Annotated in this window: 14 protein-coding genes, 3 tRNA genes and 3 rRNA genes; 10 read left to right on the forward strand and 10 right to left on the reverse strand. The window is 42.2% G+C overall.

Going from position 1 to position 20,865, the window contains the following annotated elements:
* The 3 genes from IT6_RS01895 to IT6_RS01905 all read left to right on the forward strand — a co-directional run bounded on the left by IT6_RS01895 (window position 1) and on the right by IT6_RS01905 (window position 3,545).
* Window positions 1-1,179 (forward strand): class I SAM-dependent methyltransferase, encoded by a 1,179-nt coding sequence (locus IT6_RS01895; protein WP_206827208.1) that lies wholly within the window; start codon window positions 1-3, stop codon window positions 1,177-1,179.
* 120 nt (window positions 1,180-1,299) lie between these two features.
* Window positions 1,300-2,994: a 4-alpha-glucanotransferase gene (locus IT6_RS01900; protein ID WP_206827210.1), complete on the forward strand. Its 1,695-nt coding sequence runs from the start codon at window positions 1,300-1,302 to the stop codon at window positions 2,992-2,994.
* Window positions 2,995-3,110: 116 nt separating this feature from the next.
* Window positions 3,111-3,545, forward strand: a complete 435-nt coding sequence (locus IT6_RS01905; protein WP_134440502.1) for a hypothetical protein — start codon at window positions 3,111-3,113, stop codon at window positions 3,543-3,545.
* Window positions 3,546-3,658: 113 nt separating this feature from the next.
* On the opposite strand, the gene IT6_RS01910 is transcribed toward IT6_RS01905, so the two are convergent.
* The 3 genes from IT6_RS01910 to IT6_RS01920 all read right to left on the reverse strand — a co-directional run bounded on the left by IT6_RS01910 (window position 3,659) and on the right by IT6_RS01920 (window position 6,150).
* Complete coding sequence (locus IT6_RS01910) at window positions 3,659-4,507, reverse strand: sugar phosphate isomerase/epimerase family protein (protein ID WP_134440503.1); 849 nt, start codon at window positions 4,505-4,507, stop codon at window positions 3,659-3,661.
* Window positions 4,508-4,617: 110 nt separating this feature from the next.
* Window positions 4,618-4,691: transfer RNA gene (locus IT6_RS01915), tRNA-Gln, on the reverse strand.
* A 10-nt stretch (window positions 4,692-4,701) separates the two neighbouring features.
* Window positions 4,702-6,150: an NADP-dependent isocitrate dehydrogenase gene (locus IT6_RS01920; protein ID WP_134440504.1), complete on the reverse strand. Its 1,449-nt coding sequence runs from the start codon at window positions 6,148-6,150 to the stop codon at window positions 4,702-4,704.
* A 179-nt stretch (window positions 6,151-6,329) separates the two neighbouring features.
* Here IT6_RS01920 and IT6_RS01925 point away from each other — a divergent pair, with 179 nt between their 5' ends.
* Both IT6_RS01925 and IT6_RS01930 read left to right on the forward strand, forming a co-directional pair.
* A complete protein-coding gene (locus tag IT6_RS01925; RefSeq protein WP_206827212.1) occupies window positions 6,330-6,878 on the forward strand; it encodes a hypothetical protein in 549 nt (182 codons plus the stop codon).
* A 7-nt stretch (window positions 6,879-6,885) separates the two neighbouring features.
* The gene (locus IT6_RS01930) at window positions 6,886-7,446 is read left to right on the forward strand and encodes a hypothetical protein (RefSeq protein WP_242524288.1); all 561 of its coding nucleotides are present in this window, start codon (window positions 6,886-6,888) and stop codon (window positions 7,444-7,446) included.
* A 103-nt stretch (window positions 7,447-7,549) separates the two neighbouring features.
* On the opposite strand, the gene rrf is transcribed toward IT6_RS01930, so the two are convergent.
* From rrf to IT6_RS01955, 5 genes are all read right to left on the reverse strand, one after another.
* A 5S ribosomal RNA gene (gene rrf / locus IT6_RS01935) occupies window positions 7,550-7,665 on the reverse strand.
* A gap of 114 nt (window positions 7,666-7,779) precedes the next feature.
* Window positions 7,780-10,629, reverse strand: a 23S ribosomal RNA gene (locus tag IT6_RS01940).
* A gap of 146 nt (window positions 10,630-10,775) precedes the next feature.
* A tRNA-Ile gene (locus IT6_RS01945) sits at window positions 10,776-10,849 on the reverse strand.
* Between the two features lie 35 nt (window positions 10,850-10,884).
* A tRNA-Ala gene (locus IT6_RS01950) sits at window positions 10,885-10,957 on the reverse strand.
* 329 nt (window positions 10,958-11,286) lie between these two features.
* A 16S ribosomal RNA gene (locus tag IT6_RS01955) occupies window positions 11,287-12,810 on the reverse strand.
* The 16S, 23S and 5S rRNA genes sit together here with 2 tRNA genes alongside, the layout of an rRNA operon.
* Window positions 12,811-13,195: 385 nt before the next feature.
* Between IT6_RS01955 and IT6_RS01960 the strand changes: the two genes are divergently transcribed.
* The 5 genes from IT6_RS01960 to IT6_RS01980 all read left to right on the forward strand — a co-directional run bounded on the left by IT6_RS01960 (window position 13,196) and on the right by IT6_RS01980 (window position 18,464).
* On the forward strand, window positions 13,196-14,887 hold the full coding sequence (locus tag IT6_RS01960) for an ArnT family glycosyltransferase (protein WP_242524289.1): 1,692 nt from the start codon (window positions 13,196-13,198) through the stop codon (window positions 14,885-14,887).
* A gap of 440 nt (window positions 14,888-15,327) precedes the next feature.
* Window positions 15,328-16,398, forward strand: a complete 1,071-nt coding sequence (locus tag IT6_RS01965) for a multicopper oxidase domain-containing protein (protein WP_390881564.1) — start codon at window positions 15,328-15,330, stop codon at window positions 16,396-16,398.
* An 8-nt stretch (window positions 16,399-16,406) separates the two neighbouring features.
* Window positions 16,407-17,108, forward strand: coding sequence for a c-type cytochrome (locus tag IT6_RS01970; RefSeq protein ID WP_206827216.1), 702 nt, complete (start codon window positions 16,407-16,409; stop codon window positions 17,106-17,108).
* Complete coding sequence (locus IT6_RS01975; RefSeq protein WP_206827218.1) at window positions 17,105-17,509, forward strand: c-type cytochrome; 405 nt, start codon at window positions 17,105-17,107, stop codon at window positions 17,507-17,509. Before IT6_RS01970 ends, IT6_RS01975 begins: the two co-directional genes overlap by 4 nt.
* 37 nt (window positions 17,510-17,546) lie before the next feature.
* The gene (locus IT6_RS01980; protein ID WP_242524291.1) at window positions 17,547-18,464 is read left to right on the forward strand and encodes a multicopper oxidase domain-containing protein; all 918 of its coding nucleotides are present in this window, start codon (window positions 17,547-17,549) and stop codon (window positions 18,462-18,464) included.
* Between the two features lie 301 nt (window positions 18,465-18,765).
* Here IT6_RS01980 and IT6_RS01985 read toward each other — a convergent pair whose 3' ends face one another.
* Both IT6_RS01985 and nadB read right to left on the reverse strand, forming a co-directional pair.
* A complete protein-coding gene (locus IT6_RS01985; protein WP_206827220.1) occupies window positions 18,766-19,170 on the reverse strand; it encodes a winged helix-turn-helix transcriptional regulator in 405 nt (134 codons plus the stop codon).
* A 103-nt stretch (window positions 19,171-19,273) separates the two neighbouring features.
* On the reverse strand, window positions 19,274-20,848 hold the full coding sequence (gene nadB / locus IT6_RS01990) for an L-aspartate oxidase (protein WP_206827222.1): 1,575 nt from the start codon (window positions 20,846-20,848) through the stop codon (window positions 19,274-19,276).
* Window positions 20,849-20,865 lie beyond the last annotated feature (17 nt).

Genomic DNA, 20,865 nt, shown 5'->3' on the forward strand with positions numbered 1-20,865 from the left:
ATGATTACTGAATACGACAGCCAAACTCCTCTCCTCCAAGAGATCCTTTGTCTAATCAAGAATCAAGGGCCTATTCCTTTCGATACCTATATGTCGATTCATCAAAGTCATCCCCTATACGGATATTATTCTAGAGGTACTCGAAAACGGATTGGGAAAAGGGGAGATTTTTTCACAAGTGTTTCTGTAGGTTCTCTTTTTGGTGAGAGCCTTGCAATGCAATGTAGTGAAGCTTGGAAGCAATTAAAAATGAATGGCTCTCTATGGATTGTAGAGGCAGGTGCAGGAGGAGCAGAACTTGCTTGTGATATCGTCGATTGGTTGGATAAAAACGAAGCGGATTTATCGAAGCAGTTATCTTATCTCTTTATTGAGCCATTTTCCCACAACCAAAAAGAGCAACAAAGGGAAATTGAAAAGCGGATAGGCAAAACTGACCGTTTTTGTTGGGTAACAGGCTGTGAAGATCTCCCCTCTTTTTGCTCTCCTGTCATTTTAATCGCCAACGAATTTCTCGATAGCCTACCTGTCAAACGCATAACCTTTCGTAATGGCTGTTGGATGGAGCAATACGTAGGGATTAACAAAGAAAATAAACTTAATTTTATAGAACTGCCTCTCTCTGCCCGAAGCGGACTCGATGAGCTTATTAAAAAATTACCTCTTCCGCAAATAGAAGGATATACAACAGAAATCCACACCGAAGCGTTGAAGTGGATTACAAAGCTAGCTCAAAAACTGAATTGCTGCCTTCTTTTCATTATCGATTATGGATTAGCGGAAGAGGAATATTTTGCTCCTTGGCGATCAAATGGCACCCTTCGTTGTTATAAAAATCATAAAATTTTTTCAGATCCCTTTCTCTTTGTTGGCATGAGCGACATCACAACGCATCTTAATTTTAGTCTTATTGTAAAAACAGCAGAAGAAAATGGAATGGAACCAATAGGATGGCTAGACCAACATCATTTTTTTATGGGATGTTTAGAAAAATGGCATTCTAGAGATCCCCTGTTTCTTTCTAAAAACCCACAAAGGGAACAATGGATAAGAAAATTTTTTATGCTTTCCCACCCCCTTTTCATGGGAAATAATTTTAAGTTTTTGTTACTCTCTAAAAACCTTCCCCTTTCCCTAAAGCTACCTGGACTTAAATTTTGCCAATCAAAAAAGCCATGAAAAATCTATTCTAAATTGCTTTGTTTATATCCAATAAGAGATGTATGCTATCAAACAAATTAGATTAACCCTTAGCTTTATTTTTTATTCTACTTCTTTTTTTCATAGCATTTCCCTTATATGCAACAGATAAAGAACAATGAAAAGCAAGCGGGCATTTTGGTTCCTGTATTTGCATTAAGAAGAGAAAATGACTTAGGTATTGGTGACACCAAGGCTGTTTTGTCTACAATAGATTTTTGTCGATCCCTACGCTTTAGCTATCTTCAAATTCTGCCCATAAATGAGACAAGTGAAGACAATAGCCCTTATAATGCGATGAGCTCCATCGCCTATGATCCAATGCTTCTTACCATGGAACCGGGATTTATACCTGGACTTTTAGACGAAGATCTCAAGACAGCCGAATTTAAGGAGCTCAGGTTCAAAGAAAAGTTAATTGATTACACTCTTGTAAAGAAGGTTAAAAAAAGCCTTTTGGAAAAAGCTTTTTCCCGTTTTGTACTTTCTTCCAGCCTTGTTCAAAGAAAGGATTTTGCCCATTTTTGTAGCCAAAACAAAGATTGGCTTTCTAGATATACTCTTTTTAGGGTTCTTGTAGAAGAAAATGATGGAAACAGCCGTTGGAGCGACTGGCCTGAAGAGATTCAGAATTATAAAAATGCCTTGAGTTGGTTTAAAAAACAAAAAAATAAGAGTCGTATTATAGAGAAGAGACGTTTTTATGCCTTTGTCCAATGGGTTGCTTACAATCAATGGAAAACCGTTAGACAATATGCGGACATCAAAAAGGTTAAACTGATGGGGGACATTCCGTTTGGAATCAATAGGTATAGCTCAGATGTTTGGGCAAGCCAAGAGCTTTTCGATTGTCAATGGAGTTGCGGAGCTCCTCCTGAAACCTTTTTCCAGGGAGATGAATTTGTAAAAAAATGGGGACAAAATTGGGGATTTCCCTTGTACAGGTGGGAAAGACATGAAGCCGAATCCTTCAGTTGGTGGAAGCAAAGAGTCCTACAAACGACAAAAATATTCCACGCTTTTCGTATCGACCATGTTTTAGGTTTTTTCAGGGTCTATGCCTTTCCATGGTTTCCTGAGCAAAATGATGAATTTCTTTCTTTGAACAAAGAAGAAGTAAGAGTTAAAACAGCTGGCCTGCTACCTCGATTTTTTCCTGGACCAGATGAGCCGGAAGAGTCGGCTCTCATTAATAAAAATCAAGGGGAAAAAATCTTGAAGGTAATCCTCGATACCGCCAAAAAAGAAATTGTTGTTGCTGAAGATCTTGGTCTTGTTCCCAGCTATGTAAGACCAGTTCTGCAAAAAATGGGTATTCCAGGTTTTACTATCCCCATGTTCGAAAGAAACGTCGATTTTTCCTATCGACCCACAAAGGATTATCCATTCCTTTCCGTTGCCACTTATGGGACACACGATCATCCCCCATTAGCCAGCCGATATAACTACCTTTGTCAAAAAGCCGCACAAAACCCATATAGCGAGGAGATGAGGGAACTTAAGCATATCGGTCTTTTTATTGGATGGAATTCTTCCGAGCTTCCTGATCATTTTGATGAAAACATTCATCTTCGTTTTATTGAAATCCTTCTCAACTGTCCTTGTTGGCTTGTTGTTTTTTCCATTAGCGATCTTCTAGGCATAGACCTTCAATTTAATCATCCTGGATCAGATCCAAAAGATAATTGGAGAGAACGACTAGATAAACCACTCATCGACTACCTCAAAGAAGCCGAATTTGCTTCAAAACTAAAAAAAATCAGTCAGTACATAGAACAATCCCAAAGGTCATAAATTTCATGATGCCTAAGAGTCGCCGTTCATTTATAAATAAAGAGAAACTCGGTTTTTATTTTTTCCTTTTTTTTAACAACATTTAATGAAAAAATATTATTGAAGACACATTGCGTATGAGGCCTTTTTTTATCTCTTACAGAAAGCTTTTCATTATAGGCATTCTGTTTTTCCCTCTATTCATGATCCTTGGAGGATGCGATCAAGCCGTTTATCTTTGGCAATACGGTTCAGTTACAGGTCCGGGAAAAAAGAACGCACGCACCGCTTTTGAACAGGATCTTTTTAATCCAGAAAATACAAAAAAGTTTAATATAGTAGGACATCAGGTTGTTGTTAATTACGTGGATATGCCTTCAATCAATCCTTGGACTTCACAGGAAGAAGCAGAAGTGCACGTAACAATACAAGTGAAATTCAAAAACGGTCGAGTTTTTCAGCAAAGTTATGATGGAACTATTATCCATACCCATGGGAAAGAATGGCACCTAAGTCCAATGCTGGTCAAAGCCATAGATACACAACTTTCAGCTGTCAGTCGTTCAAGTTAGTTTAGGGTTTTTATAATCTCAAATACCTCGGATTATTGGAGTGAAGAAGATTGAATAATCAAATTCTTTCCATTCTTCGGGAAGTTAAACTCTTTTAACGCATGCTTTTATTTTTACAGTCCATTGATAAGCTCAATACCGTGTTCATAGAGCTTGCTAAGAAAGTTTCGTGGGTTATTTTTATCAAGCCTCTGGCTACTTAACTCCAAAAGAAAAGTCGACTGGAAGTTTTTTTCCTTCAAGCTTTCTATGAAATCTTTCCAGCGAATGATCCCTTCTCCTGGAGGCAGATGATCATCATGCTCCCCAAAAGTATCCTGAACGTGAAGAGCTACAACCCTGTTAGCTATTTCTTTGTAACGAAGGATAAAATGTTCCTTATGTTTCAGAAAAACATGACCTGTATCGAAACATATCCCTACATTCTGGGGATATCGAGAAACAAGCTGAAAAAGAAACTCTAAATCTGATCCAAGAAAAGAAGGCAAAAGTGTTTCTAAGGCCAAAACTAATCCCCATTTTTCTATAGATTGATAAATCAGATCTATGCTTTTCTCAATCTGATCTAATCTTGACTTTTCTTCTTCTCTGCTAGAAATACGGCTCATTTCGATGCCCGAAGGATGAACCACAAGAACTTTGCCTCCTATTTCTTTTAATACTTCAGCAGCAGCTAAAGTAGCGTTGACCGATTCTTGCTGTATAGATCGATCAATATGAGAAAGATCAAAAGAAGGATAAAAAGGACTATGCAAACTCAACGGCTGTATACCTAATGAAAAAAGTTGTCTTTTAATGTTTTCGACTTCATTTGGATTTCGATAATCAAAATGGACATATCGACACAATGAATCAGGAGAAGCCCATATCTCAACGGTTTTGAATCCTGCTTGAGAAATAATCGGAAGTGCCTCATTAAGAGGAATGTCACAAAAAAGACTTGTGGATAGCCCCAGATTCACTCTTTAATTTTCCTCGTTTTTCACAGTTAAGACCGACATATCTCTAAAGAGGTTAGGTTTCCATTATTTTTGATTAAACAATACTATCCCTACTCCAAAAAAAATTCAGATGGCTGCCCGGCATGGATTCGAACCATGACTAAAGGCTCCAAAGACCTCTGTGCTACCATTACACCACCGGGCAATAAAATCTTTTATTCACCCTGAACTTTTGAATACCCTTCTACTCCATTAAAGCTATACAATAATTCTGTTTTTGTGAACTCTAATTCTCTTTGTTGAATAACATTCAACAGGCTGATAACATCTCTATGATCGATCTTTAAGCTGTTTTCTCTATTTGCACAAACAAAACGGCATTGAAAAGGACCCGCAAGCAAAGACTCTCCGTAAGCAAAAGGCCAAACGGCCATGCCCCGGTTAGCAATCATTTCAAGCTTTAAACGCTGTCCACAGTCTTGCAACTTTCGGGCCAACTCAACGGGACTCCCCTCAAAATCGATAAATACATCCACTCCTACCAATTCTTTTTTTTCTGGGGGAACAGTAATCCGAAAGTCAGTCTTTGGATTTTCATGAAATCGGGATGAACAAAAAGGTTTTAAAACTTCTGGAACTTTTCCCAAATTGCTAATCACATGCTGAGCAAATTCCTTTGTCCCCACTTTCATCCTGCTTGTCCCTTCACGGAAAACATCATAAGTATGTATTCCTTCTTCAATGGTTTTTAACCATGCATTATATACCCTGTCGGCAATCTCGTTTTGTCCTATATGGATTAGCATCTGAACAGCAGCTAGAAGAAGCCCCGAAGGATTAGCCAAATTCTGACCCGCTCTTCGAGGTGCAGAACCATGAATGGCTTCAAACATCGAATAACCATGTCCAATATTGGCAGAAGCACCAAGACCTACTGAACCTGCTATTTGGAGAGCCACATCTGAAAGAATGTCCCCATAAAGGTTAGCCAGAACGAGAACATCAAAAGACTGGGGGCTATCTGCAAGCTTTGCAGAACCAATATCCACGATCCAATGTTCTTTTTCAATTTGAGGATATTCTTTGGCCACTTCCTCAAATACTTTATGAAACATTCCATCTGTAATTTTAAGGATATTATCCTTGGTAAAAGAGCTAACTTTCTTTCTCCCATAACAGCGAGCATATTCAAAGGCATAACGAATAATTCGTTCTGTACCCTGTCTTGTCATTATCTTTAAAGCTTGGAAAGCATCCACCCCCTGTCTATGCTCTATACCTCCATAAAGATCTTCCTCGTTTTCTCGAATAATAACAAGATCGATCCCAGGATGTTTCGTATGGATGAAAGGGGCAAAGGACATACAGGGTCTAACATTGGCGTAAAGCCCCAAGGCTTTACGAACAGTTACATTAAGACTTTTGAAGCCTCCACCTTGAGGGGTGGTTATGGGAGCTTTTAAAAAGACTTTAGTGCGTTTTAAACTTTCCCATGAAGAGGGTTCGATACCTGAAGGATTCCCCTTCGAATAAACTTTATAACCAATCTCAATCGTTTCAATCTCAAGTTGAGCTCCAGCTTCAAGGATGATCTTCAATGTGGCATCCATGATTTCTGGCCCTATTCCATCCCCATATGCAACCGTTATTGGAACTTTTTTCATGGGAAACTCCTTATGTTGTTGGTACCCTTATCTTGTTTAATCTTTTTTTTCATAGAAAAAGCGAAACTTTTTTAATATTTCTTTTCTTGTTCATTTAGGAAAACTAATTATTCAAATCATTTTAATGAAAAATAAAAATATGTAATAATTTGATAAAAATGACAAGAAAGAAATTGTATATGCAGCCTTATGCAATCATAAAAGATGCGATACTTTCTCTTTCTTTTCTTTTATTTTTCTCTTCCTGCTCACATACTTATTTTTATCCTTATCAAGGGAAAAATGTCCAAATTGGAAAGGGAAGCGGAAAACGCGTTATTAACGGAATAGATGTCTGGAGTGATGGACTGCCGAAAAAAAAATACACCATTATTGGGGTTATTCATGATAATAGGAGTGGACTTTTCTCTTCGGGTGTTCTTAAAAGTGTCACCAAAAAAGCCAAACAGCATGGTGCTGACGGTATCATTGAATATCAGGCCTATGCAACCGCTGTTAATAGCTTAGCCGCCTCAGCAAGTGGTTTTGCTTCTAATGCTGATCAGATGCCTTCCACATATGGGCCAACGATGAGTTCCTGGCTTGCTTTTGTGGGACCCGCATCAGCAGCAGTTGCGGGAGCTCAAAGTGGACAGTCCCGATGGTGGGTTATTAAATATCTTCCAGAAGGGAAAGAACCTCATAAAGCTAAAACAACTAATACAAAAGAAACATCCAACAGTTCATAACCAATTTATGAGTTCAGAACACAAGAAATTCCTTTTCTTTCTTTTATCGACCGCTTCTAGACAACTGCCAATTATTTTTCTTTTTACTTTCTTTAGCTGTTCTAAAACAACGTATGTTCCCTTTGAAGATGGAGCCAAAACGGTCGGCAAAGGGGGAGCTATTCACAAAGTCTGTGGAATTGATGTGTGGACAGATGGCAATCCTGATCGACCTTATAAAATCATTGGGGTTATTCACGATAGCCGCAGTAGCCTTCGAAAAGGCAGTGTAGAAAAGGATGCAGCAAAAATTGCAAAAAAAATGGGCGGAGACGCTCTATTAGAATACCAAACCTTTGGTCTAACTCCTGGTGGTATAACAGGAGCCATTGGAGGAGCAGCAGGAAATGTGATGTGGATTTCCGCTCAATATAGTTCTGCTGCAGCAGGACCCATAGCCATGGGGGCAGTAGCTGCAGCAGCCCTCGCCTCCTCTGGGGGTGGTAAATCCAGATGGTGGGTGGCTAAATACCTCCCTGAAGATAAAACTAAAAAGACAGAAAATAACGAAACACAAAAGGTTAATTAATGGCTAAACATTGATTAAAGTTTTAAATAAAGCTCCTCAAACCCTCTATTTTGCAACACCAAAAAAAAACCTCTTGTCACAACAGACAAGAGGTTTTTAGTGACCCTGGCAACGCCCTACTCTCACGTACCCTATCGGTACACTACCATCGGCGAAGACACGTTTCACTTCCGTGTTCGGGATGGGAACGGGTGGTTCCATGTCTCTATGGTCACCAGGCTTTTTGTTTTTACATTGAGTTATAAAAACAAAAGGTCTAGTGACCACAAAGATTAAACATCGTTCTTTGAAAACTGCAGGCAAATTGAGAATAAAAAACCTAAGCACTACAAGAACTACAAGCCAATCGGGCTATTAGTACCGCTCCGCTACATGCATTACTGCACTTACACGCGCGGCCTATCAACGTGGTAGTCTACCACGGCCCTGATAGGGAGATCTCATCTTGGGAATGGCTTGGCGCTTAGATGCTTTCAGCGCTTATCCTTTCCGGACATAGCTACCCGGCGCTGCGCCTGACGGCACAACCGGAACACCAGCGGTCCGTCACTCCCGGTCCTCTCGTACTAGGGAGTGAACCCCTCAAATCTCCAACGCCCACAGTGGATAAGGACCGAACTGTCTCACGACGTTCTGAACCCAGCTCGCGTACCGCTTTAACCGGCGAACAGACGGACCCTTGGGACCTTCTCCAGCCCCAGGATGCGATGAGCCGACATCGAGGTGCCAAACCGAGCCGTCGATATGGACTCTTGGGCTCGATCAGCCTGTTATCCCCGGCGTACCTTTTGTCCGATGAGCGATGGCGATTCCACATTCAACCACCGGATCACTTGGTCCTACTTTCGTAGCTGTTCGACCCGTCGGTCTCACAGTCAAGCTCCCTTCTACCCATGCGCTCGACGCACGATTGCCAACCGTGCTGAGGGAACCTTAAGAACTCCTCCGTTACCCTTTAGGAGGAGACCGCCCCAGTCAAACTGACCAGCTGCCATTGTCCCAAATCTCGATTCAGAGACTTTGGTTAGAACTCCCGTTACGGAAGAGTGGTGTTTCATTGGCGACTCCGCTTCCTCCGAAAAGGAAGCCTCACAGTCTCCCACTTACGCTAAGCAACCATAACAGAAGTCCAGTAACAGCATACAGTAAAGGTGCACGGGGTCTTTCCGTCCTACTGTGGGTAGGCGGCATCTTCACCGCCATTATAATTTCACTGAGCATCTCTTCGAGACAGTCGCCAACTCGTTACACGATTCGTGCAGGTCGGAACTTACCCGACAAGGAATTTCGCTACCTTAGGACCGTCATAGTTACGGCCGACATTCGCTGGGACTTGGGTTCAAAGCTTCGCCTTTTGGGCTAACTTCTCCCCTTAATCTTCCAGCATTGGTCACGTGTCACTCCCTATACGTCGTCTTCACGACTTTGCAGAGAGCTGTGTTTTTGTTAAACAGTCGGTTGGCGCTGTTCACTGCGACCTCCCTTGCGGGAGGCACCCCTTCTCCCGAAGTTACGGGGCTAATTTGCCGAGTTCCTTAAAGAGATTTCACTCACGCGCCTGAGTATATTCTACCCACCCACCTGTGTCGGTTTCCGGTACGGGCACCTTAGTATACCCGGAAGCTTTTCTTGGCATTTCATTTGAAAGATCCCCTCGGGATTTCTCCTTCAGGTCCCCTTGCGGGACAAGGACTTTCAGCACCTCGCCTTTCTCTTGAAATGCGTCCCTTCCGGTTAAATGTCGGTGGTGCTGGAATATTAACCAGCTTGACATCGTCTACGCCCTTCGGCCTCAACTTAGTCCCCGACTAACCCTGGGAGGACGAACTTTCCCCAGGAAACCTTGGGTTTACGGCGGGCCGGATTTTCACCGGCCTTATCGTTACTCATGTCTGCATTCTCACTTCCAAAAACTCCACGGTCGGTTACCCTCCCGCTTCACAGTTTTTGGAACGCTCCTCTACCGTGTCATAAAGACACCCGCAGCTTCGGTATGCAACTTCATCGCCAATCATTTTCGGCGCGAAATTTCTCGGTGAGTCAGCTATTACGCACTGTTTAAATGGTGGCTGCCTCTAAGCCAACATCCTCACTGTCTAAGAAATTTCACATCCTTTCCACTTAGTTGCATTTTGGCACCTTAGCTGGCGATCTGGGTTGTTTCCCTCTCGACGATGAAGCTTATCCCCCACCGTCTTACTCCCATGTTACACCCTGTGGTATTCAGAGTTTGATTGGATTCGGTACCCCGGTAAGGGCCCTAGTCCATTCAGTGCTTTACCCCCACAGGTCAGCACATGAGGCTAGACCTAAATCTATTTCGAGGAGAACCAGCTATCAGGGGGTTTGATTAGTCTTTCGCTCCTACCCACAGCTCATCGGAGACGTTTTCAACCGTCACCCGTTCGGACCTCCATCATCGGTTAAGATGACTTCATCCTGGCCATGGGTAGATCACCTCCCCTTCGGGTCTATTGCCTGCAGCTTTTGACGCCCTATTCAGACTCGCTTTCGCTTCGCCTCCGTCCCAAAGGGACATAGACTAGCCACAGACAATAACTCGCAGACTCATTAAGCAAAAGGCACGCCATCACCCTTTCGGGCTCTGACACCTTGTAGGCACACGGTTTTAGGTTCTATTTCACTCCCCTCATCGGGGTTCTTTTCACCTTTCCCTCACGGTACTGGTTCACTATCGGTCGCCAGGGAGTATTTAGCCTTACGCGGTGGTCCGCGCAGATTCACGCGAAGTTTCCCGTGCATCGCGTTACTCAGGATACCTTCAGATGTTGCAAAAGCTTTAAGATACAGGCCTCTCACCTTCTTTGGGGCGACTTTCCATCCGCTTCTCCTAGCTCTGCAACTATCTTTGTGAAGGTCCTACAACCCCAAGCAGCAAGCTGCTTGGTTTGGGCTGTTCCGCTTTCGCTCGCCACTACTAACGGAATCGCATTCGCTTTCTTTTCCTCCGCTTACTGAGATGTTTCACTTCAGCGGGTTTCGCCTAACCAGGTCTATGGATTCAACCTGGTCGGGTACGACATTACTCGTACCAGGTTACCCCATTCGGAAATCCCCGGATCAAAGCGTGCTTCCCACTCCCCGAGGCTTATCGCAGGTAGCTACGTCCTTCATCGCCTCCTGGCGCCAAGGCATCCACCATGTGCCCTTCCTTACTTGTAGCTCTCTTTAAGTACTCTTAAATATTTTACTCTCAATCACCTGCAGTTTTCAAAGAACAATCAACCCTCAAATTCAATCCTTAATATACACCGATTAGCCAAGCTAACAAAACAGTCAGGAAAAAAGAATTTTTTTGCTTAACCATCTGGGCCTGACTGGGCTCGAACCAGTGACCCTGCGCTTATCAAGCGCATGCTCTAACCAACTGAGCTACAGGCCCAATCGAGTCCCAACCTTTCCAGTCAATGATTCAACTGGAGGCAAGGGGATTCGAACCCCTGACCTACAGCTTGCAAAGCTGCCGCTCTACCAACTGAGCTATGCCCCCGACAATCTTAGGGATTATCGTGTTAAGCTTATCTTGAAGATGATCTTATCTTCTTTTTGCCTGACAGAAAACAAACCGCTTTTTGTGTATAAAACAAATTTTTATGTCTTTCATCACACAAACTACACTGGCTAGTCATAATTTTACACAAAAACGGCTTTCTGAGGGCTGTGGTCGCCAGTTCAACAGAACTGAGTTGTGCAGAATCCTTAAATAAGGGCGCAGTAACAGTTTTTAATAACTTACTTGTCCGCATCTATATATGCAGAACAAGCAATCGACCTAAGCAACGACTCCCTTTAAAAGTTAATCGTTGCCCTACTCCTTAGAAAGGAGGTGATCCAGCCGCAGGTTCCCCTACGGCTACCTTGTTACGACTTCATCCCAATCACTAGCCATACCTTCGACAACCATAAGGTTGGCTTCGGGTACAACCAGCTTTCAGGATGTGACGGGCGGTGTGTACAAGGCCCGGGAACGTATTCACGGCGCCGTAGCTGATGCGCCATTACTAGCGATTCCGGCTTCACGAAGGCGAGTTGCAGCCTTCGATCTGAACTGGGCCCGGTTTTTGGGATTTGCTCCACCTCGCGGTCTTGCTTCCCTCTGTACCGGGCATTGTAACACGTGTGCAGCCCAGGCCATAAGGGCCATCCTGACTTGACGTCGTCCCCACCTTCCTCCCCGTTGTACGAGGCAGTCTGTTCAGAGAGCCTTTCGGCAACTGGACATAGGGGTTGCGCTCGTTGCGGGACTTAACCCAACATCTCACGACACGAGCTGACGACAGCCATGCAGCACCTGTGCCGTTCGCCCTTGCGGGCCATTACCTTTCGGTAACTGAACACGGCATGTCAAGGCCTGGTAAGGTTCTTCGCGTTGCATCGAATTAAGCCACATGCTCCACCGCTTGTGCGGGCCCCCGTCAATTTCTTTGAGTTTTAGCCTTGCGGCCGTACTCCTCAGGCGGTGCGTTTAACGCGTTAGCTACGGCACTGGCGGGGTCGATTCCGCCAACGCCTAACGCACACCGTTTACGGCTAGGACTACCGGGGTATCTAATCCCGTTCGCTCCCCTAGCTTTCGTGTATCAGAGTCAGGTACCGTCCAGGAAGCCGCCTTCGCCACCGGTGTTCCTCTCGATATCCACGCATTTCACCGCTACACCGAGAGTTCCGCTTCCCCCTCCGGTCCTCTAGCTAGACAGTATCGAATGCAGTTCCTTTGTTGAGCAAAGGGATTTCACATCCGACTTATCTAACCTCCTACACACCCTTTACGCCCAGTAAATCCGAGCAACGCTCGGGACCTCTGTATTACCGCGGCTGCTGGCACAGAGTTTGCCGTCCCTTCCTCTCCCTGTACAATCAAACCTCCAGGTTTATTCAACCTAGAAGCCTTGGTCCAGGGTGACAGGAGTTTACAACCCGAAGGCCTTCATCCTCCACGCGGCGTCGCTCCATCAGGCTTTCGCCCATTGTGAAAAATTCTCGACTGCTGCCACCCGTAGGTGTCTGGGCCGTGTCTCAGTCCCAGTGTGGCTGACCACCCTCTCAGGCCAGCTACCCGTCTTAGCCTTGGTGGGCCATTACCTCACCAACTAGCTGATGGGCCGCGGGCCTCTCCTGAAGCGTAAGGCCTTTTCAGGTCCCCTACTTTGGTCTTTCGACCACATGCGGAATTACCCCACCTTTCGATGGGCTATTCCCCACTTCAGGGCAAGTTCCCACGTGTTACTCACCCGTTCGCCACTGAACTTGCTTCTTGTTGCCAAGAAACAAGCTGCGTTCGACTTGCATGTCTTATCCACGCCGCCAGCGTTCGCTCTGAGCCAGAATCAAACTCTCCGTAAAGAGAAAGATTCTTGGCTTGTTGTTCTACATAAAAAGTAGAACCCTGGCCACAAAACTACTGCATCACCTTAGATAAGGTTCTGCACAACTCAATCCTGTTTTCCGGCGACCAATATTTTCAAAGAACAAATTTTTCTATACCGCTTTATCGTAGGGAGTTTATCCTATTCACTCTCTTTTTTAAGTCAACAATTTTTTTTCTTAAAAAAAAGAGTTTTTAAAAATATACGTCTTATTTCACCCTTTTCAAAGCCAATTGCAAATCTCCAATTAGCCTTGTTAATAAACAATACTTGGGTATGGTTATCTTTCTATAAAAATAACTCTTTTTCTAATGGATTCAATCAATGGCTCTTTCAAAAAAGGATCGGTTCAAAAGATAAAAATGATCGAGCTATTTAATCTATCTAAAAATCTTATTCTAAACAATACCCGGCTCTGTTCTTATCTTACTATTGCTTTCGTTTTCCTTTTCTCTTTTATTTTTCTATCAGCAGGTTCTTTTTCTCTTCCTCTCATCGACCGAGATGAACCTAGATTTGCCCAGGCTGCAAGGGAAATGTTAGAAAAGAAAAACTATCTGGTTCCCTTTTTTAACGGTGAATATAGGCTGGATAAACCCCCACTGATTTATTGGCTCATGATTTTTAGTTACAGCCTTTTGGGAATAAATGAATTTTCAGCAAGACTTCCTTCTATCCTTGCCTGTTCCATCCTCTCCGTTATTCTTTATCGTTTTTCCTCTTCCTATTCTCCTAGGTTTCGGTTATTTGTCCCCTTAAGTTTTATTTGTTCAGTTCAAACCCTTATCCATGGAAGATTAGCCACCGCCGACATGGTAATGGTCCTGTTTGTGACCTTAGCTCAATGGGCTTTTTTAAATCTGCTTCATAAGAAATCCTGGAGCTGGCTGTTTGTTTTCTGGATCTCCTTGGCTCTCGGTTTCTTGGCTAAAGGACCCATTAGCTGGCTTGTTCCGCTTTTTACTTTTATCCTTTTCCGATTTGTTTTTTGGAGAAAACCATCGTCTATTCTTTCTCTATATTTTATTCCAGGCTCCTTGTTCTGTTTGGGGATCATAAGCCTCTGGGCAATCCCTGCGTTGATCGAAACAAAAGGGCTTTTTTGGAAAATTGGTATGGGTGAACATGTTATCCGTAGGGGCATGGAAGCTTTCGATAACAGGCCCTTTATTCCTTTCTATTATTTTATTTCCCCCTTTTTGAGCCTTTTTCCCGCTTCCGCATTCTTTGGGCTCTTTGTTGAAACACTAAGAAAAAAATGGTCAATGGATAACGCCTTCTTGCTTTCATGGTTTCTTGCTCCCATTCTCATATTTTCTTTCTATGCCACAGAACTACCTCACTATATTATGCCTGGATTTCCCGCCTATTTTCTAGTGATCGGTCAAGCTATCAGCGAAACAAAGCCAACAAGGTTTTCTATTCTCTTTGCCCTCTTTTTGTATATCCTGTTTTTTGTCTTTTCCCTTCTCATTCTTTTCTTTGGGTTTGCAGCTGGACCAACTGTAGACAATCCTCTAAAGCCTGTTTTTCTTTCCATAGGACTTATCATCTTTCTGTTATCTCTCTTTAGTGGAGCCATGATGCATTATGCATATAAGAATTCTTCTCGAGCTATCTCCATTTCTATCATGGCTACTGCCTATATCACCCTTAACTGTGTGTTTGGCTTCTTAGCTAAGGATCTCCATTCTCTTTCTTTAACTTCAAGAATTAGTCCTTTGTTTAAAAACATGCCTTTTTCTTCGCAAAACTATGCCTGGGGCTATACTGAACCGAGTCTTGTCTTTTATTCAAACAAGATTTGGAAATGGGATCCCCTTTCTAGCCAGCTTAATCCACCCTATTTTTCGCTTCGCCAAGAAACTGAAACTTCCCTTTCCAAGGCTTTGTTAAATGTTTTTCAAGGGAAAAAACAACCACAATTAGCCCAGAAGACAAATTTTTCCGTTGACAATCTTCCTCCTCCAGGGAAATGGGGAGAAGGAAAAATAGAAGGACTTAACCTAGGAAGAATGTCTTGGGTAAAAATTGAGTATTCCTATCAGTACTAATTTTAGCTCTCTTCAAAACCAAATCTTTTCAGTTGCAAAAGGCCCATCAAAAGAGAGGCTAAAAGCAACGGCTATCATCCTTAAGAGGGCATTCCGATAAAGAAAGATCGCGATTACCCTATCGGTCCCATACTCTTCCCCTATTCAATAAAAGAGAGAAGGCAACTGCTTTTGACTGTAGAGATTATTCTCAAGGCCACTTGTATTCACAAAATCCATAAAATGTCCCGTTGAGATTACTGCTGGATAAAGTGGATAGATCGATAAGCCGGCGAAAGTATTGGGCCTTTCCCTCCAATAGATTCGACAACTCGAATCAACAGTTTTATTTTCCCACAAAAAATATTTCTTTGATCATCAAGAAATAGAACCAAAAAGTAACTTTTGCTCTAAATTGTGCCTACTTGTTTTTTTCAACCTAGTGGGGTTTTTATTCATTGATGATTTTAAAGCTAAAATTGCATAAGTTTTTTTGGTCTTCTTCAACTTCTTTTTTTCTTTTCATTATTCTCTGTATCTTTTTGGGATTAAAAAACCTTCTTCTTAGTGAATCCCGAAATTTTGAGCTTACTATAGAGGATACAATCATCACGCTCGTAAAGGACCAAAAATTCCACACCTTTGCTTTTAATGGCCAAGTACCTGGTCCCCTTATTCATGTTAAATATGGTGATGATGTGACCGTAAAAGTCACCAATCTCACCACCCTTCCCCATACGATCCACTGGCATGGCATACTCCAAACTGGAACTTGGCAAATGGATGGAGTACCCAACACTACTCAACCCGAGATCAAGCCTGGAGATACTTTTAGCTATCATTTCAAAGCACTACCTGCAGGGACCTACTGGTATCACTGTCATGTCAATGTAAACGAACACGTTTCAATGAGGGGCATGTGGGGACCCCTGATCGTCGATCCACCTAAACCCCATCCTTTAGAAAAAAAGGTGACCAAGGATTATATCCTCATGCTCAGTAGTTGGCCTTCTCAATGGGCAAGAAAACCTGGATACGGAGGTATTCCCGGAGATGTCGAAGATTATTTTACCATTAATGCTAAAAGTTATCCTGAAACTCAACCCATTCGGGTCAAAAAAGGTGATTTTATCCGCTTGAGGATTTTTGCCACAAGTGACACGGTGCATTCCCTTCATATTCATGGACACGTTTTTTTGATTGGATGTAAAGACGGCCATTTCTTACCCAATCCCATAGAAGCTGATACCCTGCTGATTTCTCCTGGAGAAAGATACGACTTGTTCATGTATGCCGATAACCCTGGCCGATGGATGGTCCATGACCATGTGGATGTCCATACAACCAATGGCGGTAATCCCATGGGGGGAATAATGACGGTTATTGAATATGACGAAGTGGAAAAAACTGACTCCTGGTATGACTGGAAAGATAAAAAATTCGTTCCTGACTTTTTTTACGAAGAATCGCTTAAAAAGCCTTATGGCCTCTTTATAAATCCTGCATTTAAAGGAGAACCTGCCCCTCAATAAAAATGAAGATGAAAACCTCCTTTTTATTAATTTTTATATTCGTTTTTTTCTTTTCTGTAAAAAAGCTTTTGGCAGAAGATGGAATGCACATTCTTCAAAATCAATGTGCAAGCTGTCATGCGTTAACTAAACCAACTGACAACTCCCTGGAAAGATTATGGAATAGAAAAGGGCCAGACCTCTATTATGCAGGCTTAAAATTTCAAAAGGACTGGCTTGTCAAATGGCTTCAGCAACCCACTGTTATTCGTCCTGCAGGTGAATTTTACCTGAAACATATTAAAACAACTCCAAAAGGTGATGAAATCGATCCTTCCACATTGAGTGCACATCCCAAGCTTTCACCTACAGAAGCACAAGTGGTAGCAGACACATTAATGAATTTTAAACCAGAGGGACTCCTAACAGCCGCTAAATTTAAAAATGAGCCTATCAATCCGACGATCGGAGCCATGTTCTTTGGAAAATTAAGAGGCTGTTCATCCTGTCATGCTACAAAAGAAGGAGGAGGAGGTCTTTCTGGACCCGAGTTATTTGATGCTGGAGATAGGCTTCAAGGGGATTTTGTTTATTCATTTATAGAAGATCCTCAGAAATTTGAACCCCATATTTGGATGCCTCAACTCGATTTAGCAGAAGCGGATCTTCAGCGGCTAACTTCTTACCTAATGAGCCTTCATGGGTCTTCCTCACAAAAGGAGAAAAAATGAGAATGAAGTTCCTCACCCTGATCAGAATCCACTATAGCCCTCTCCTATTCTTTTTATTGTTATCTAGCTCTTTTGGAGCATGGGCTCAAGATCAAAAATGGGCAAAAATTGAAAAGGTATACAACACCTACTGCGTACAATGCCATGGATTACAAAGAAACGGTACTGGCATTAATGCCAAATTTATGACTGTCCAGCCTCGAGATCATACAGACCCCAAGGAAATGGGCAAAATACCTGATGATGAAATCATAAAAGCCATTACTAACGGGGGTATTTCTGTGCAAAAATCAATCCTCATGCCCGCATGGGGTAAAGTGCTTACGCAAGAAGAAATTCTAGAATTAAAAGACTATCTTCGCCACATCTGCAATTGTGGGATGGAAAATAAAAAATCCTAAAAATGGAGGGAAAATCATGAAAAGAAAAAAAAGAAAAATGAGATGGTTGATAGCCATACCAATCCTGTGGATAGGTATTGGATCGTTGGGAGTAGCTAAGACCGTGCCTGTTGAATTTCATGGCAAAGAGGCCGAATTGACCATTGATAACAAGGGCACAAAATATCTTGCCTGGACGTTTAATGGCCAAGTTCCCGGTCCCTTGGTAAGGGTTACAGAAGGAGATGTTGTTGATTTTACACTTGTAAATGAAATCACAAACAAAAAATCCCATGCCATGGATTTTCACGCAGCCCAGTTAGATGCAGCAAAAGACTTTGGACAAATCAGGCCTGGAGAAACCAAGCATTACTCCTTTAAGGCTAATTATCCTGGAGTATTTTTTTATCATTGTGGTGCTGATCCTATGGTCCAACATATAGCAAGGGGAATGTTTGGGGTAATCATCGTAGACCCTAAGGATCCAAAGGCTATGCCTAAAGCGGACAGAGAGTATGTGCTCGTACAATCTGAAATCTATTCCAATCCCGACGATGAAAAAAGCTTGATGGAGGGCAAATGGGAATTCGCCGCTTTTAATTTTTGCAAGTTTAAATATGACCCCGTTCACGATGAAAGAGCCACGACTTGGTTGCAGGCAAAACCAGGTGAAAGGGTGCGCATTTATTTCGTCAATGCTGGACCTAATGAGTTTGCTTCCTTTCATCCTATAGCAGGAATATGGGACAGGGTTTATGTTGGAGGAAATCCTAAAAATGTTTTATACGGCCTGCAATCTTTTACTGTTGGACCCGGTGATGGGGCTATTTTTGATCTGGTTTCACCTGTCGAAGGAGCAAATGCAATCGTTACTCATTCTATGAAACAAGCTCTGTCCGGAGCTATCGCAATAATCATGTTTACCAAAGATGCAGACCCCAAAATGGGTCGAGGAGATCAAATTTTAGTGCGATAAAAAGCTGCATGGGGGCAGGTATGGCTTCTATCTTGATGCCTGCCCAGTCTCTCAACACTTCATAAAAAACACGCATAGAGACGATTAGAGCTACCTTTATATTTATGATAGAATAGGTTCAAAAAGTTTTTGCTCCTACCTTATCTGTAAGGCAAAGATAAATATTTTGCTAACCATAAGTAAAACGACATTTAACCCTTAAGATGGTTTTCTAGAATCAGCTAACACCTACTTAAAGAATACCCAACTGAGTAATGAGGGAAAAAGAAAATAGAGGGGCCTTGGCGACTGCCCGTTTCATTTAAATTACCTTGGCTCCATTATGTAAAGGACGGAATGGCTCTTTTTCTACAACACTCTGGGTTAGGTTAAAATCAATTTCTTTTTGAAGTTCCTCTACACTTTTTAACACTTTCATGAATTTTTCTCCAAAATCGGTCAAGTGATATTCTACTTTGGGAGGAACAAGAGGATAAACGGTTCTTTCTACAATGCCCCATTGACAAAGCTTTTTCAAAAGGTCATTTAGAACCTTAGTGGTAATGCCAGGAATATTTTTTTTCATTTGGCCAGGTCTATGTATTTCTTGACAAATTAGTTCCAATACAGAGACCGTCCACTTACATTTAAAAACTTTTTCTACTAACCGCGCTGCTTCTGCTTTCCTTGTAGGCAATATCACTTTTTGTCTTGCCCTATTATCCATATTGCAAAGATTAAATTTTTTATCATTATTGTCAATAAGGTTTAATATTTTTCTTATTATTTTATATAGGGAATTGCTGAATCTAATTAGGGAGTTTTTCTTATCAATTTTCCCTAGGAACAAAAGATACTTGAGTATCGACTGGGAAATCCAATTTTTTTGGATAATCAACCACCCAATGAGCTCCCCTACTTTCTTTTCTCTGCAAAGCGCTTTCGATGATAATTGCAGCTGTCAAGGCCATATTTTGAGCTTCTAGATTGAGAAGTGACAACGTGCCTTCTTTTTGATGGCTTTTTAAAAATTCGAGCAGCAGCTCAATTTCTTTTTTTGCTTTCCCAAGATCTGACACACACCGGACTATGCCAACATAATCCCACATAATTTTCCTAATCTTACCCATCACCTCTCTTATGTCGGCATCCATGGCTCTATTTTCTTCAAGTAAAACCCTTTCACTGAGCTCAATTTTATCTAGCGAAAAATTTCTATTTTCTTTGGCAGAAAGCTTTGCCGCCCTTCCTGCAACAATAATGGCTTCCAACAAGGAGTTGCTTGCCAATCTATTGGCTCCGTGAAACCCCGTACAAGCTACTTCTCCCGCCGCCCATAAACCAGGGATAGATGTCTTTCCCCACGGATCTGTGGCCACTCCCCCGCATTGATAATGAGCAGCTGGAGCCACAGGCACCAGATCCTTTGACATATCTATTCCTTGACTTAAACAATAGGAGAAAATGTAGGGAAATCTTTCTTCAAGCCATTTTCTTTCTCTTCCTCTTATATCTAAATAGACATAAGGATAATTATTTTTTTTCATTTCCATGAAAATGGCCCGACTAACAATATCTCGAGGGGCAAGTTCTGCTCTTGGATCAAAGGCTTTTAGAAAATGTTCTCCTTTTGGATTTATAATTTTCGCTCCTTCTCCACGAACCGCCTCGCTGATCAAAAATTTTTGAGCAGTAAATTGAGCAAAACAGGTAGGATGAAATTGGATCATTTCCATATTTTTAAGAATAGCCCCAGCCCTGTAGGCCATAGCGATTCCATCACCCGTTGCACTATTAGGGTTTGTTGTATGGAGATAAATAGCTCCACAACCACCCGTAGAAAGAAGGGTATGAGGAGAGAGAAAGGCTTTTATACATTTCTTTTCTTTGTCGTAAACATAAGCCCCAAAACAATTATTCTTTGAAACAATAAGATCAACGGCCAATTGATTTTCCCATATCCTAATCTGGCTTCTTTTTTTCACCTCCTTTTTCAATGCTTCAATAATGGCCATCCCCGTATGGTCTTTAACATGGAATATTCTTCGATGTGAATGGCCCGCTTCCAATCCTAGATCATAATTGCCATTCTCATCCTTGGTGAAAGGCACTCCATAACGAATTAAATCCTTAATCCTCGTTGGAGCTTCTTCAACGAATGATTTTACTACTTGAGGATTGCACAACCCATCGCCAGCTTTGAGAGTATCAGAAAGGTGTGATTCAAAGGTATCTTCTGAAGAGCTCACACAAGATATACCGCCCTGGGCATACCACGAACTCGAACTATTAAAAGTATTTTTAAGAAGAACCGAAACAGGGCCAAATTGAGATACCTCTAAGGCAAAAAAGAGCCCAGCAATGCCTCCTCCGATGACTAGGTAATCTGTTTCTATTTTCTCCATGAAAGTATAATTCAAAG

It is taken from the genome of Methylacidiphilum caldifontis, assembly GCF_017310505.1.
GTDB classification, from domain to species: Bacteria; Verrucomicrobiota; Verrucomicrobiia; order Methylacidiphilales; family Methylacidiphilaceae; genus Methylacidiphilum; species Methylacidiphilum caldifontis.

Bases quoted from the DNA above. Each gene is read 5' to 3' on its own strand.
- IT6_RS01980 (WP_242524291.1), top strand. From the start codon at position 17,547: ATGAGATGGTTGATAGCCATACCAATCCTGTGGATAGGTATTGGATCG.
- IT6_RS01905 (WP_134440502.1), top strand. From the start codon at position 3,111: ATGAGGCCTTTTTTTATCTCTTACAGAAAGCTTTTCATTATAGGCATT.
- IT6_RS01895 (WP_206827208.1), top strand. From the start codon at position 1: ATGATTACTGAATACGACAGCCAAACTCCTCTCCTCCAAGAGATCCTT.
- IT6_RS01975 (WP_206827218.1), top strand. From the start codon at position 17,105: ATGAGAATGAAGTTCCTCACCCTGATCAGAATCCACTATAGCCCTCTC.
- IT6_RS01900 (WP_206827210.1), top strand. From the start codon at position 1,300: ATGCAACAGATAAAGAACAATGAAAAGCAAGCGGGCATTTTGGTTCCT.
- IT6_RS01925 (WP_206827212.1), top strand. From the start codon at position 6,330: ATGCAGCCTTATGCAATCATAAAAGATGCGATACTTTCTCTTTCTTTT.
- IT6_RS01985 (WP_206827220.1), bottom strand. From the start codon at position 19,170: ATGGATAATAGGGCAAGACAAAAAGTGATATTGCCTACAAGGAAAGCA.
- IT6_RS01970 (WP_206827216.1), top strand. From the start codon at position 16,407: ATGAAAACCTCCTTTTTATTAATTTTTATATTCGTTTTTTTCTTTTCT.
- IT6_RS01930 (WP_242524288.1), top strand. From the start codon at position 6,886: ATGAGTTCAGAACACAAGAAATTCCTTTTCTTTCTTTTATCGACCGCT.
- nadB (WP_206827222.1), bottom strand. From the start codon at position 20,848: ATGGAGAAAATAGAAACAGATTACCTAGTCATCGGAGGAGGCATTGCT.
- IT6_RS01965 (WP_390881564.1), top strand. From the start codon at position 15,328: ATGATTTTAAAGCTAAAATTGCATAAGTTTTTTTGGTCTTCTTCAACT.
- IT6_RS01920 (WP_134440504.1), bottom strand. From the start codon at position 6,150: ATGAAAAAAGTTCCAATAACGGTTGCATATGGGGATGGAATAGGGCCA.
- IT6_RS01960 (WP_242524289.1), top strand. From the start codon at position 13,196: ATGATCGAGCTATTTAATCTATCTAAAAATCTTATTCTAAACAATACC.